This is a genomic window from Streptomyces sp. Ag109_O5-10 (genome assembly GCF_900105755.1).
In the GTDB taxonomy this organism is placed as follows: domain Bacteria; phylum Actinomycetota; class Actinomycetes; order Streptomycetales; family Streptomycetaceae; genus Streptomyces.
On the sequence record NZ_FNTQ01000001.1, the window covers coordinates 5,359,488 to 5,372,589 of the forward strand.

A 13,102-nucleotide genomic window follows, 5' to 3' on the forward strand; every position below is an offset into this window, starting at 1 on the left:
ACCACCGCCGACGCGAGGAACGCAGGATGGACGACGAGCCGCTGAAGGACTGGGCGGAACGCCGTGACTCGAAGATCGGCCGACTCCGCGCCGTACCTGTCGTCTCCGGCGATGGCCCCAAGGCATCCCATCTGAACCCGGATGCACCCCGAGCCATCGAGCGCTGGAACGGGCACACGTGGGAGCCGTACGGCTTCGTCGCCAACCTGGCGGAGGCCAAGGCCCTCCTGCATCCCGAGGTCAATGAGCCGACGCTGACCGGGCCGGTGCCGAAGCCGCTCGGCTCCGGCACCGGCAAGCACCGCAAACCCCAGTCACCCACTTCGGACGGTGGGGGCCCAGCACAGAGGTGATCAGCGCCGCCGAGCCCGAGACTGCTCCGGTCGCGGAGCCGTGGAAGGCACTGCGATGTGATGCGCACGGGTTACTGCCTGCGTGCGTGGGCCTGGTACGTGTCTGTCGGCGAGACGGTGGATGCGCCAGGTCAGTGCTCGTGCGGGGCTGTGGGCGTCGTCCAGGGTGCGCTGGGTGAGCGCCTTGGTGAGGACGGTGGACGCGTTGTGGCCAGCGGCCTCCGCCTCGGCGAGGGCGGTGGTGAGGGCGTCGAAGGCGGGGTCTGCGGTGATCTGATCCACGTGCTCGGGTACTACCTGGCGTAGTTGTCGGATGTGCCGATCCACGACCTGCCGAGGCGGCCGACGACTTGCGAGGGCGGCCAGGGGCTCGGCCGAGGCTTGGTCGTAGGCGGCCTGGAGGTGGTGCAGGGTTTCTTGGGCGGCGGCGAATTGCTGGTCGTGGTGGCGCAGCTCGTGCCAACGGGCGGCGGCGATCACGACGAGGATCGCGGCGTCCAGGAACATCGCCAGGATGGCGCCGTCCTTGGGGGCGGGCTCGCGGACCATCGCCCGCACGGCGCCGCGCAGAGCGCGAGTGTGGTGGTGTTCAGCCCCGATGCGGGAGCGCGTGGCGCGCTCGAACGCCGTTGCTGCTTCCCGTAGTTCGGTTCTCATGGGTTGGGGCGTGAGGAGGGGGAGGGCGTCGAGGGCTTCGCCGAAGGCGGCGAGGTGGGCCTGGGAGGCTTGATCGTCGTCCTGGTCGAGGCGGTGGGGGATGCGTTCGGTGGCGGCGGTGGCCTGGTGCCAGGGGTTGGGCCTGCGCCAGCCCGGCTGGTCGGCGGGCTGCCGGTCGATGGCCTCCAGGCGCTGTCGGATCTTGGGGAAGGACAGGTCCGGGGCGAGTTCGGACCCGGAGAACCAGACGGGTTCCTTGCCAGCAGTGGTGGTGTCTTCGGCCGCGACCTTGTAGCCGCGGACGTCGCCGGAGGGGAAATACACGACTTCCACGAGCACGCCGTTGAGGTGGCTGAGCAGGTGAACGAACTCCTCCATGCTGGAGGCGGCGGCCACGGCGGTGCGCACGGTGGCGCGCAGCCGTTCGCGGGCGGGCTTCTCCTGGCCGGCGCGGAGGGCCTTCTCCTGCTCGGCACGGGTGGGTCGCTTGGCGGCGGTGCGGTCCCCGCGTACGACCTCGTGCAGGCCGTATTCCTTCTCGATGGCGGCGAGTTCACGGTCGGCGGTGAGGTAGTCATTCCAGTGCCGCGCGGTGCGCAGATCCGCCCGGACCTTGGTGGCGGCGATGTGGATGTGGTCCGGTGCGTGGCGGACTGCGACCCAGCGGCAGCCGTCCGGGTCGTCGTCGGGCGCGATGCCGGTGGCGGCGACGACGCGGCGGGCGATATCGGCCCACTCCTCGTCGCTGAGGATGCGGTCTTCGGGGGCGGCGCGGATGGAGCAGTGCCACACGTACTTCTCGGGGGCGCGGCCGAGCCTCCGGGCCTGTTTGACGTGCAGGTCGAGGTCGGCGACGAGGAGCCTCCTGGTGGCGTCGAAGTCGTTGGTGCGACCGGGGTCGGGGGCGAAGCCGTCCCAGGAGGCGACCAGGTGCGGGTCGGTGTGGTCCTTGCATGGTCGGCGCTATGCGGCCGGCCGTGCCGCGCAGCGGGCCCAGCCAGGCGGCCAGCTTGTCCCGCAGTGCGTTCAGTTCCGGTGTGGCGTAGCGCGAGCGGAACGGGGTCACCTTCTCGCCCGGCTTGCGCTTTTGCATGCGGAGCACGACTGCTCGGTCGGTGATCGTGTCGGGCAGGTCGCCGATCGAGGCCAGTGCGGCCATGGCGAAGGTCGGATACGGGGTCGGCTTGTGCTCCGGACCGGAGATGCGCCAGGCGGGCCGGTTGCGCTGGTGTCCGGCGTTCAGCAGGCCGCGCAGTTCCTCGTTGTCTCCGGCCTTGCTGAAGATGGTGTCGGCCTCGTCCACGAGGATCGTGCGCGGGTTCTTGCCGATGATGCGGAAGAGCACCGCCGTGGACATGTTCACCGTCATGATCGGCTGGTGGACGGTCTCGTGGAGCACGTCCAGCACCCGGGACTTGCCGCAGCCCTTCGTCGGGCCGACGACCGCCAGACGCGGCGCGTGCTGCAACGCGGTCTGGATGTGCGTGGCCGCCACCCACAGGGTGACCGCTGTCAGCGCCTCGTCACTGGGCAGTACGACGTACTTGCCGATCGCCGACCGCAACTCATCCAGCAGTTCCGCACCCTCATCGGAACCCCGTTCTCCAGGGTCTGCCGGTCCCCGAGGAGGCCGGGAGCCGGTCCCGTGATCCGGTCCCCGTACGTCGACGGGATCGGTCCCCTCCTGCTGGGCGGTTCCCGCCACGGGGTTGTCAGTCCCCAGCGACTGGCGGGGACCGTGATCACGGTCCCCGTAGCGATCCCCTGGTGCAACTGCAGCCTCTTGGGGACCGGTCCCCATTTTGACGTCGCTGACCTGTGGATTTGCGCCGGATGCCGATACGGGCACCGGGGCGTGCGGGGACCGAGCAGCGGGGACGTCGCCGGGACGGTCCCCAACAGCGGCATCAGCAGGCGGCTGGGGACGGTCCCCGTCTGCTTCCACATTCGCCGAGTGCTCGACGGTCCCCGACGCCGGGGACCGTGTGTCCGCCTGAGCCCTGCGGCGCCAGGGGACGCCCTCGCCGGGGACCGCGGGAGTGGGCCAGCCGGTCGGGGAGGTGTTCGTGGAGCTGGGGGACGTAGAGTCCTCCATAGGCGTTCCTCTCTGGTGAGAGGCAGGACGGGCAAGGTCCCGCCCCTCACCAGCTCGTTCGTTCAGGTGTGGGCGATCAGTTGGGAAGTCTTCGGCCCTCGGCGTTGGTGCGCCGGGGGCCGCTTCGTTGTCCGCGCCAGATGCGGGGTCAGGCCGTGAGGTCGTACGACGTCTGGGCATCCAGCCACGCGTCCACCTCCCGCCAGCGGTAGCGCAGGTGACGGCCGACCTTGTGGACGCTGGGGCCGATGCCCCGGTACTTCCACTGGTAGAGGGTCTTGACCGGTACCCCGAGGTACGCGGCCACGTCGGCGGGAGTGGCGAGCTGGTCACGCTCGGCGCCGGCAAGGCGCGGGGAGTGGTTCCGCAATGAGGTCTCCATATTGGAATCAGGGTTTTGGATGGCAGGTGTGGACAACACAGCCACACCACACGTGGAAGCATCCAGAGTGGATTCTGAACCTCCTGACTACTTCTCTCGGTGCGCCGGGAAGACCAAAACAGTAAGGGCGGATCCCCGGTTGCCGAAATCGCTCTCGCGGGAGCCGAAATTTTCTACGGAGAAGCGACCGACTGAGGTGCCGGAATCCGGCACCTCAGCAGCTCAGGGGTAGCGTTCGGCAGTCAGGAGTGACGCGACCAGTCCACCGAACATCGCACCCGATAGTCGCTCAAATCGCCCACAATTTTGATGCGAAGGGAAGGTAGCACAGCCTCCCCGCTGAAACGGCTCGTGATGTACCGGAATTCGACGAGACGAACACCACTTCGACCCGGGGCGACTTTTGGAGAGTTTAAGAACTAACTCTTGCCATGACGGTCGGACGCAAGTTACAGCTATCTGTCATGCCCAACCGACCTGTCGAAATAGGCCCCGCTGGCCTTCACACCGCCCGCGCCATCGAGCACCTACGCCTCGTGCGCGGCCTGCCCCAGCACCAACTCGCCGCCCGCTGTACCGCACTGGGCCGCCCGATGGCCAACACCGCCCTCAGCCGAACCGAACGCGCCCGCCGCCGCTGCGACATCGACGACCTCGTCGCCATCGCCACCGCGCTCGGCGTTTCTCCCGCGACCCTGCTCCTGCCGCTTCCCTCGGTGTCCAGTGATGACCGGAGGGGGCGCTAGTTGGCGAGGGTCTGGATTGAGGACCGCATAGGGCACGCGGCGTACGTACGAGCCATGGCGGAAGCCAAGCGAGCAGGGCGTACGCCACCCGGGCGCTACCGTGTGCGCTGGTACGACCCCGACGGCAAGCCGAAGATGAAGACCTTCACCCGCAAGGTCGACGCCGAGGCCGAGCGGACGAGGATGGAGTCCCGTCTCAACGACGGCTCCTACCGTGACCCGGCCGCCGCTCGCGTGAAGTTCGCAGAGGTGGCGGAGTCCTGGCTGGCGGCGCAGCTTCATCTCAAGCGCTCAACCAGGGCTCGCTACCGCGGTGTTCTCGACGTCCACGTGATCCCCAAGTGGGGCACCACCCCATTGGACCGCATCCACTTCGAGGACATCGCCGAGTGGCTCGCGGACATGCTGTCCGGCGAGGCGACCGGCGGCAGGAAGCTCAGCCCACGGTCGGTCCGCAAGGCGTACGTCGTTCTCAGTCGCGTTCTCGGCTATGCGGTCAAGGCTCGTCGTCTGGCGGTCAACCCGGCTGTCGGCGTGCCCCTGCCGAAGGCGATGCCGGCAGACCATGTGTACCTCGACGACATGCAGGTCGACGCCTTGGCCAACGCGTCAGGCGCCTACCGGGTGTTCATCTTGCTGCTGGCCTATACCGGCCTGCGCTGGGGCGAGGCGTCCGCGCTGAAGGTGGGTCGCGTCGACCTGGACGCCTGCCGGGCCCACATCGTCGAGGCGTACGCTGAGGATAACGGCAAGCTCTACCTCGACACCCCCAAGAACCACGAGCGACGGTCCGTACCGATCCCGCGGTTTCTGGCCGCGGAGTTGAAGCCCCACATCCAGGGGCGGGGAGACGAGGAGTTGCTCTTCACCGCGCCTCAAAGTGGCCCCCTGCGAGCGCGTAACTTCCGGCAGCGGTTCTTCGCGCCGGCGGTCGTGAAGGCCGGGCTGGGGCACCTCAAGGTCACCCCGCACAAGCTGCGCCATACGGCGGCCTCGCTCGCCATCGCCAGCGGCGCAGATGTCAACGTCGTACAGACGATGCTGGGCCACAAGTCCGCGACGCTGACCCTGGACACGTACGGGCACCTCTTCCCGGACCGCCTGGACGAGGTCTCGGAGAAGATGCACAAGCGCCGGGCCAAGCAGCTGGCCAAGGCGAAGGCCAAGCTGGAGAAAGCGGAGCGGAAGGCCCGCGAGGCCGCCGAGGCGGTGGCTTCCCTGGAGGAAGACGCCGTGTGATGTGTGCCTGATCCGTGCCGGGGAGCCGTAACCGAAGGGGCAGCCCCACCGCGCCGAGGCGGTGGGGCTGCCCCTTGTGTCTCCTTCGGATCAGGTCAGCCGCGGTCGGCGGCTTTCCTCCCGGGTCCGGTCGATCGCAGCAGCGGCCGCATCCCCGGCCAGCTGCTCGATCTCCTCGGGCACCTCCCGCTCGTCGAGGACGAAGAGCCTTCCACCGACGAGGCGCGTGGTCGTCTTCCAGCCGAGACGCCGTCCCGCCTCCCTGGCGGCATGCCGGACGTCCTTGAGCTCGCCCATCGCCGCGAGGTCGTCTGTGCCGAGGATCAGCTGCCCGTAATAGCCCTCGTACTCCGGCTTCAGAGCGCTCTGCATCAGCGACTCAAGCCGCTCGACCAGCTTCTCGGACCGGCGTCGGGCCAACTCGTCGTTTGCGGGCATCTCGCACAGCTCCCCACGCTCTGCCCGCAGCCGCATGTGTGCCATATGTGTGCTGCAAGCGCAGGAGCCCTCCCGTCCGCTGGACGGAAGGGCTCCTGACCTGGTGTTTTGCTGTGCCCCCGGCAGGATTCGAACCTGCGACACCCGCTTTAGGAGAGCGGTGCTCTATCCCCTGAGCTACGAAGGCGGGGTGTGGCCGCCTTCGAAGGCGGTCCCTGACAGCGTAGCGGATCAGTGAACGGCGGTGGGGCGGGGCGGGGGGTTCGGGTCAGGTGGGGAGGCGGGGTGAGGCGTTTCCTGGTGTCGTGTGCTGCGCGGGGTCGGCGGCGTGGAAAGTGATCGATGTGCCCGAGAAGTAGGCGGACAGGCCGGTCTCCGTGGTGGTGATCGAGCGCAGGTGCAGGCCGTCGGGGATGTTCTGGAGTCGGAGGGGGCGGGCGAAGGCCTTGTCGAGGACGGCTTCCGCGGCTGCAGACAGTGGGCCGGCCGTGACCTGGAAGTCCTGGAAGGCGATGCGGTTGCCGGGGGCCGCCGAGACGGTGGCCGTCGCGGTGATGGTGTTGCCGAGGGGGAGGGCGACGGTCGCCTTGAGTCGGTCGGGGCGGCTGCCCCGGGAGATCGGCAGGCCGAGGGCGTTGGAGATGTCCGTGTAGGTGAGGCCGGCGGTCGCCTGGGCCGAGCGGGCCCTTGCCTCCCGGTTGTCGTCGGACTTCGTCAATCCCGCCAGGTGCAGCGAGAGTTCGCTGACCGGCAGGAGGCTGGTCGTGTCGCCCGCGGGGATGTCGTGGGCGGTGATGTCCACGTCCCGCAGGCGGTCGGCGGCGATCTGGGTCAGAACCGGGAAGCCGTGCACGTGGACCTCGGGCGGCAGCGGGGTGTGCATGCCCTGCTGGAACGCCTTCGCCGCCCGCGACTCCACCTGCATGGCCAGAAAGCGGTCGACGGCGACGGGGACCAGGACGAGGAGGAGCAGGAGGGCGACGGCGATGACGGCCGGGCGCCGGTTCCCGCGGGGTGTGGCGGGCGGCTCCTCGTACGCGGCGTGGGTCGTGTGGGGCTCGTACGCGGTGTGGGTCGTGTGGGGCTCGAATGCGGTATGGGTCGTGTGGGGCTCGTGCGGGTGTGGCTGGTGCATCGGGGTTCCTTCAGTGGGCGGTGTGCAGGCGGCGGACCGTCGTGGTGGCCAGGTCGGGGTCGACGCCGGCGGCGATCAGGGCAGTGGTGGCGGCGGTGGGGGCGGTGGTGGCGGTGGGGCCGTCGTCGGTCCAGGCGTGCGCGTCGGCGGTCGCCAGGAGGGACAGCAGGTAGGCCTCCAGGGCCCGGCTGAACGGGCCGGGCGGGACGGTGGTGTGGAAGGCGCCCTGCCGCTGGCCCCGGGCGAGGATGCCGGCGACCGCGGTGCGGGCCGGGGCCAGGACCTCGTCGACGCGGTGGGCGCCCAGGTCCTGGCGGCCCAGGTGCACGAGGACGCGGTAACGGTCGGCCGCCGGCCACAGCGTGAGGACGAAGCGGGCCAGGGCGGTCGCCGCGTCGGGGGACGGGGCGCGGGTCGCCTCGCTCGCGAGCCGGACCGCCTCGGCGGCGTCCGCGGCCAGCCCCTCGACGAGCGCCGGCCGGCCGGTGAAGTGGACGTAGACGGTCCGTCGGGCCACCCCGGCGGCCTTTGCGATGTCGGCGAGCGTGCAGTCGGGGTCGCGGCCGAGTTCGCGCCGGGCCGCTTCCAGGATGCGGGCGCGGGTGCGCGTACGGGTGGCAGATCCGGTTGTGGATCTGGCGGAGGGTCCGGCGGACGGGTCCGCGGAGGGTCCGGCGGACGGGTCCGCGGAGGGTCCGGTGGTGGGTTCCGCGGAGGGTCCGGCGGACGGGTCCGCGGAGGGTCCGGTGGTGGGTTCCGCGGAGGGTCCGGCGGACGGGTCCGCGGAGGGTCCGGTGGTGGGTTCCGCGGAGGGTCCGGCGGAGGGGTCCGCGGAGGGTCCGGCGGAGGGGTCCGCGGAGGGTCCGGTGGTGGGTTCCGCGGAGGGTCCGGCGGAGGGGTCCGCGGAGGGTCCGGTGGTGGGTTCCGCGGAGCGTCCGGCGGGGGTTCGGGGGTGCGTGCGGATGGTCACGTCGGGTGCCTCGAGGCAGGAAGGGCGGGAACCCGATAGTTGCACACGGATGGGTAATAAACTATCGTGCACATCGATGGGCAATTAAGTGAGCCCGCGTACCTTCACGTCCCCTGGGAGACTCCCGTGCCGTTTCCTGCCAACACTCTCGTCGAGAAGATGAGCGAGCCGTATCCACGGCGCTGGTGGGCCCTGATCGTGCTGTGCCTGAGCCTGCTGATCGTCGTGATGGCGAACACGTCGCTGATCGTGGCCGCGCCGGACATGACCACGGACCTGGGGCTGAGCAGCAGCGACCTGCAGTGGGTCATCGACGGTTACACCGTCCCCTACGCCGCGCTGATGCTCGTGCTCGGCTCGATCGGGGACAAGTACAGCCGCCGGGGCGCCCTGGTCCTCGGCCTGCTGGTCTTCGCCGGCGGTGCGGTCATGGGCAGTCAGGTCCACCACACCGACCTGGTCATCACCGCCCGGGCGATCATGGGCGTCGGCGCCGCCGTCGTCATGCCGGCCACGCTGTCGCTGCTCGTGGCGATCTTCCCGCGGCGTGAGCGGGCCAGGGCGATCACCGCGTGGACCGCGACGTCGGGGCTGGCCATCGCGGTCGGGCCGCTGGTCGCCGGGTGGCTGCTGGAGGACCACGCCTGGGGGGCGACGTTCCTGATCAACGTCCCGATCGCCGTCGTCGCGGTCCTCGGCGCCCTCGCGCTCGTGCCGCCGTCCAGGGCGGAGGGGGCCGGCCGGATCGACTACGTCGGCGGGCTCCTGTCGATCGTGTCGGTGGGCAGTCTGGTCTACGCGACCATCGAGGGGCCGCACTTCGGCTGGGGCAGGGGCCCGGTCGCCGCGGCCGTCGTCGCGGGCGTCGGCCTGCTCGCCTTCGTCGCCTGGGAGTTGCGGCACCCGCACCCCATGCTGAACGTCCGCAAGTTCGCCCACCGCCCGTTCTCCGGGTCGATGCTCGCGGTGCTGTTCTTCTTCTTCGGCACCTTCGGCGCGATCTACTACGCCACCCAGTTCCTGCAGTTCGTCCTCGGCTACAGCGCGCTGGAGACCGGCGTACGGCTGCTGCCGCTGGCCGGGGCCGTGTTCGCGGGCGCCGCGATCACCGGGCGGCTGACGCCGAAGCTGGGCATGAAGCCGATGGTAGTGGCCGGCATGGCGATCGGCACGGTGGCCGTCTTCCTGCTCACGGGGACCGACAAGGGCTCGGTCTACACCGACTTCCTGCCGACGATGATGATGCTCGGATTCGCGATCGGCCTCAGCGTCTCCCCGGCGACCGACACCATCATGGGCTCCTTCCCCGAGTCGGAGCTGGGAGTGGGCGGCGGCGCCAACGACACCGCTCTCGAACTCGGCGGCTCGCTCGGCATCGCGATCCTCGGCTCGCTGCTCGGCACCGCCTACCGCGACCGGCTGACCGGCCTGGTCGGCGGCCACCTGCCGGCCGCCGCGCTGGACACCGCCAAGGACTCGGTCGGCGGCGGGATCGCGGTGGCCGAGCAGGTCGCCAAGAACCCGGCCGCCGGCGGACCGCGGCAGGCCCAGGCCATGCTCGATGCCGTCCACGAGGCCTTCGCCCATGGCGTCGCGCAGACCAGCCTGATCGGCGGGATCATCATGGCCGCCGGGACGATGATCGTCCTCGCGGTGCTGCCCGGACGCCGGGGCGGGTCCGGGCCCGAGCAGAACGCCGGACAGCCGGAGAAGGAGCGGGCGGGCGTCGCCTGAGCCGCGCCCGTCCCGTCCCCCGGTCGGACCGTGCCTGAACGGCGCATGGTCCCGGACGGTGCCGGGAGGGACGCCCGGCACCGTCACAGGCCGTCAGCCCGTCAGCCCCTCGGCCCACCGGCCCCTGCCCCCGAGGTCAGGACAGCGGAACCTGTGTGAAACGGGACGCGATGTGGAGGTCGTCCTGGATCCGGGCCGCGGTGTCGTGCAGGGCGGGCAGCACCTCGGTCACGCATTCCGCCAGGGTGCGGCGGGCCGCGTGGGTGGCCACGTTCACGGCGGCGACCGGGCGGCCCGCCCGGTCCCGTACCGGCACCGCGATCGACCGCAGGCCCGACTCCAGCTCCTCGTCCGCCAGGGCGTACCCGTCCGCCCCGGCGAGGCCCAGCAGGGCCCGGCCGAGCGCGGTACGGCCGGCCGGCAGGCGGGTGCCCACGGTGATGTCCACCGTCAGGACCCGGCTCGCGGCCGCCACCGCGACGTACTGGATCTCCGCAGGCCCGGTGCCGGGGTCGCCCGGGACCGGGACCGCCAGCGCCGTCGGCTCGTCGAGCAGGTCCGCCAGGGCGCGCAGCCGGGGGGCGGCGAGGCGGGAGAGGGTGGTGCGGGACAGCGGGGGGTAGCCCAGGGACAGCACCCGGGGGGTGAGGGCGAACGCGCGGCCGTCCGCGGCCACCAGGCCCAGGTGCTCGTACGTGATCAGGGCGCGCCGGGCCGTCGCCCGGGCCAGGCCCGTCGCCTTCGCCACGTCGGTCAGGGTCAGCGCCGAACGGCCCTCGCCGAACGCGGTGAGGACCGTCAGGCCCCGGGCCAGCGACTCCACGAAGTCGCGGCCGAGTTCGTGCTTCGAGGCGGTGGTCCAGACGGCGAGACCGGCGGGCGGCGGCCCCGGTTCCGCGGGCCGGGCCCCGGCCGCGCGCAGCTCCGCCTCCATCGCCGTCACCGCCGTACGAAGCCGGGGGAGCAGGGTCTCGCGCAGGTCCGCCGCCGTGTGGCGGCTGGTGTGGCTGACCACGCTCGCCACGCACGCGACCCGTCCCGTGCCCGGATCGCGCACCGGGACGGACACCGCGACCAGGCCCGGTTCGATCAGCTGGTCGTCCAGGGCCCAGCCGGTGTGCCGGGCCTCCTCGGTCCGCGCCTCGAAGTCGTCGTCGGCGGCCGGGTTCCGGGGCGGTACGGCGGGGAAGCCCGCGTCCGCCGGGTCCGCGGCGCGCCGCGCCCGCCAGGCCGCCCATTCCCGCTCCGTCCACTCGGCCGCGAACAGCGGCCCGGGGGCGGTCCGTTCGGCCGGCAGCAGGTCGCCGATGCGGAAGCTGACGGACATCGCCCGGCGCCGGGTCGCCTGGTGGATGAACCGGATGCCGTCCCGGTCGGGGACCGCGAGGGACACCGACTCGTCGAGTTCGTCGGCGACCGCGTCGGCGTGCCCGTCCAGCAGCGCGGGCAGGCGCAGGGCTGCCAGGTAGGCGTTGCCCAGTTCCATCACGCGGGGGGTGAGCACCGCGTCCCGGCCGTCCTGGCGGACGTACCCCATGCGGGCGAGGGTCGCGGTGATGCGGTCCACCGTGGAGCGGGCGAGGCCGGTGCGCCGTTCCAGCGCGCTCGCGCTCAGCGTCCCGCCGGCCTCGGTCAGCGCCGCCAGCACCGCCACGCCCCGGATCAACGGCGCCACCGCCTCGGCAGGCGGCTCGTGCGCCTCGGGGACGGAGGGCAAGGGGACGGTCATCTACTCTCCGGCTGCGGTACGACGGTTCGCGCGATCTCGGCCCTTCGCACGGCGATCGGCGCCCTTCGCACGGCGATCGGCGCACGCCTACCGTAAACCGTGGCCCACCCGACCGGCGCCGGGTCCGGCCACCCACCCCGGGCGGTCTACCCCCGCTCCACCCGCACCTGGTAGTTGCCCTCCCCGTCCACCCCCGTCACCTGCACCTCGATCTTGTGCGCGGGGTCCTTGAAGCTCTCGCCCGGCCCGAACGGGGCGTCGGAGAGTTCCGCCTGGACGTTGGGGCTGCGGGTGCAGCCGCCGCTGTCGCGGTGGGCGTCGTACACCTTGATCGGTCCGCGGCCCGTGTCGACGTTCGCGTCGACCTTGTAGATGAGGACACCGGGGCGGCAGACCTCCTCGTCGTTGCCGCCCTTCGTGCGCACCTCCAGGGCGTAGCCGGTGCGGGCGTCGACGGGGACGAAGACCAGTTTCCGGCCGCCGGGGCGGGAGAGGGGGGTCAGCGTGTACTCGGTGCCGCCCTGGGCCGCCGAGCAGCTGACCTGGTCGGGGTCGAGCCAGCCCAGCTTCCACTTGTGCCAGGCGAGGAGGTCGTTGTCGGAGCCCCAGTCCTCGCTCATGATGTCCCAGTGCCCGACCGCGCCCCCGCCCTCCTGGGTGTAGAGGTCGGGCAGCCCGAAGACGTGGCCGTTCTCGTGGGGGAGGACCCGGTAGCCGGTGCGGGCGTAGGAACCGGAGCCGTCGTCCTGGCGGGAGTAGACGAACGAGGCGTTGGCGACCGGCGTGCCGTCGGCGACCGGGGCGTCGCCGTTGCCGGCGAACGTCACGGACAGCACGGTGTCCAGGGCCGACGGGCCGGCGTTCGGGGTGACCAGGACGTTCAGGAGGTCGTACGACCGGAAGTCCACGTCCGGGTCCGCGGCGGCCACGATGTCCTGGACCAGCTGCCGGTAGCCGGGGTCGAAGGGCGCGCCGCGCTCTATGCCGTAGTCGCCGAACGCCTTCGGCATCCGCAGCCAGTGGTCGATCGGGGCGGCGGGCCGGTAGTCGAGCTTGCCGTAGGAGGCGGTGCGGAACCACTCCTGGGTCTGCGGGAAGAACTCGTGGTAGCGGTCGAGCGCGCTGCCCTGGCCGGGCGCGTCGGGGAAGTCGACCATCAGGGTGAGGGCGTGCACGGTGCCGGTGGAGCGGGAGTAGCCGGCGGGGGTGGGGACGCCCTCGGTCATCTGGATCTCGTGGCCGCCGCTGATCATGCAGGGGCCGTAGACGGAGTTCCGGGCCAGCGCGATCGGGCCGGGGCCGGCCGGGGCGGGGGCCGTCATGAGGTGCCCGGTGCCCGCCGAGGTGCCGACCGCGAGGATCAGCGCGGCCACGGCGGCGAGGCAGACCGCACGGCGGGGGCGTATGCGGCGGCCCGGATGGGTCCCGCGGCCGCGGGCGGGGGCGGAGCGACGGGACGACGGCCTGCGACGGCGCGGCGAGGTACGGCGGTGCATGAGGTCCGTGAGACTCAGGAGGCCTGCGAGGCCCCCGGGTATCCGGCGGCGGGCGGGTATACGACGGCGGCTGGGCTGCGGCTGCATGCACGGACCTTTCGCGCCACGGCAGCCGCCGGTCTCCGGCT

Annotated in this window: 10 protein-coding genes, 1 tRNA gene and 2 pseudogenes; 4 read left to right on the forward strand and 9 right to left on the reverse strand. The window is 71.5% G+C overall.

The window, feature by feature from the left end; genetic code table 11:
• Positions 1-26 precede the first annotated feature (26 nt).
• Positions 27-353 carry a DUF6087 family protein gene (locus tag BLW82_RS24595; protein ID WP_093501797.1) on the forward strand — a complete coding sequence of 109 codons (327 nt, stop codon included), beginning with the start codon at positions 27-29 and terminating at the stop codon, positions 351-353.
• Here BLW82_RS24595 and BLW82_RS24600 read toward each other — a convergent pair.
• The 3 genes and pseudogenes from BLW82_RS24600 to BLW82_RS24610 all read right to left on the reverse strand — a co-directional run.
• Positions 354-1,970: pseudogene (locus tag BLW82_RS24600) on the reverse strand (relaxase/mobilization nuclease domain-containing protein); the annotation flags it as partial.
• Positions 1,942-2,574, reverse strand: a pseudogene (locus BLW82_RS24605) (DUF3631 domain-containing protein); the annotation flags it as partial. The pseudogenes BLW82_RS24600 and BLW82_RS24605, both read right to left, overlap by 29 nt.
• A 679-nt stretch (positions 2,575-3,253) precedes the next feature.
• Entirely contained in the window at positions 3,254-3,487 is a 234-nt protein-coding gene (locus BLW82_RS24610) for a helix-turn-helix transcriptional regulator (RefSeq protein ID WP_177233056.1), read from the reverse strand.
• Between the two features lie 464 nt (positions 3,488-3,951).
• Between BLW82_RS24610 and BLW82_RS24615 the strand changes: the two genes are divergently transcribed.
• Together BLW82_RS24615 and BLW82_RS24620 are read left to right on the forward strand one after the other, a co-directional pair.
• Positions 3,952-4,233, forward strand: a complete 282-nt coding sequence (locus tag BLW82_RS24615; RefSeq protein WP_177233057.1) for a helix-turn-helix domain-containing protein — start codon at positions 3,952-3,954, stop codon at positions 4,231-4,233.
• A 54-nt stretch (positions 4,234-4,287) separates the two neighbouring features.
• Complete coding sequence (locus tag BLW82_RS24620; protein WP_256215945.1) at positions 4,288-5,472, forward strand: tyrosine-type recombinase/integrase; 1,185 nt, start codon at positions 4,288-4,290, stop codon at positions 5,470-5,472.
• 90 nt (positions 5,473-5,562) lie between these two features.
• Here BLW82_RS24620 and BLW82_RS24625 read toward each other — a convergent pair whose 3' ends face one another.
• From BLW82_RS24625 to BLW82_RS45650, 4 genes are all read right to left on the reverse strand, one after another.
• Positions 5,563-5,910 (reverse strand): hypothetical protein, encoded by a 348-nt coding sequence (locus BLW82_RS24625; RefSeq protein ID WP_093508239.1) that lies wholly within the window; start codon positions 5,908-5,910, stop codon positions 5,563-5,565.
• 114 nt (positions 5,911-6,024) lie between these two features.
• Positions 6,025-6,097 (reverse strand) — tRNA-Arg (locus BLW82_RS24630).
• Positions 6,098-6,178: 81 nt separating this feature from the next.
• Entirely contained in the window at positions 6,179-7,045 is an 867-nt protein-coding gene (locus BLW82_RS24635) for an LmeA family phospholipid-binding protein (RefSeq protein WP_093501803.1), read from the reverse strand.
• 10 nt (positions 7,046-7,055) lie between these two features.
• Positions 7,056-8,015: a TetR/AcrR family transcriptional regulator gene (locus tag BLW82_RS45650; RefSeq protein WP_256215947.1), complete on the reverse strand. Its 960-nt coding sequence runs from the start codon at positions 8,013-8,015 to the stop codon at positions 7,056-7,058.
• A gap of 126 nt (positions 8,016-8,141) precedes the next feature.
• Between BLW82_RS45650 and BLW82_RS24650 the strand changes: the two genes are divergently transcribed.
• Positions 8,142-9,749: an MFS transporter gene (locus BLW82_RS24650; protein ID WP_093501805.1), complete on the forward strand. Its 1,608-nt coding sequence runs from the start codon at positions 8,142-8,144 to the stop codon at positions 9,747-9,749.
• Between the two features lie 136 nt (positions 9,750-9,885).
• Here BLW82_RS24650 and BLW82_RS24655 read toward each other — a convergent pair whose 3' ends face one another.
• Both BLW82_RS24655 and BLW82_RS24660 read right to left on the reverse strand, forming a co-directional pair.
• Positions 9,886-11,478 (reverse strand): IclR family transcriptional regulator domain-containing protein, encoded by a 1,593-nt coding sequence (locus BLW82_RS24655; protein WP_093501807.1) that lies wholly within the window; start codon positions 11,476-11,478, stop codon positions 9,886-9,888.
• 146 nt (positions 11,479-11,624) lie between these two features.
• A complete protein-coding gene (locus BLW82_RS24660) occupies positions 11,625-12,974 on the reverse strand; it encodes a M6 family metalloprotease domain-containing protein (RefSeq protein ID WP_093501809.1) in 1,350 nt (449 codons plus the stop codon).
• Positions 12,975-13,102: the final 128 nt, after the last annotated feature.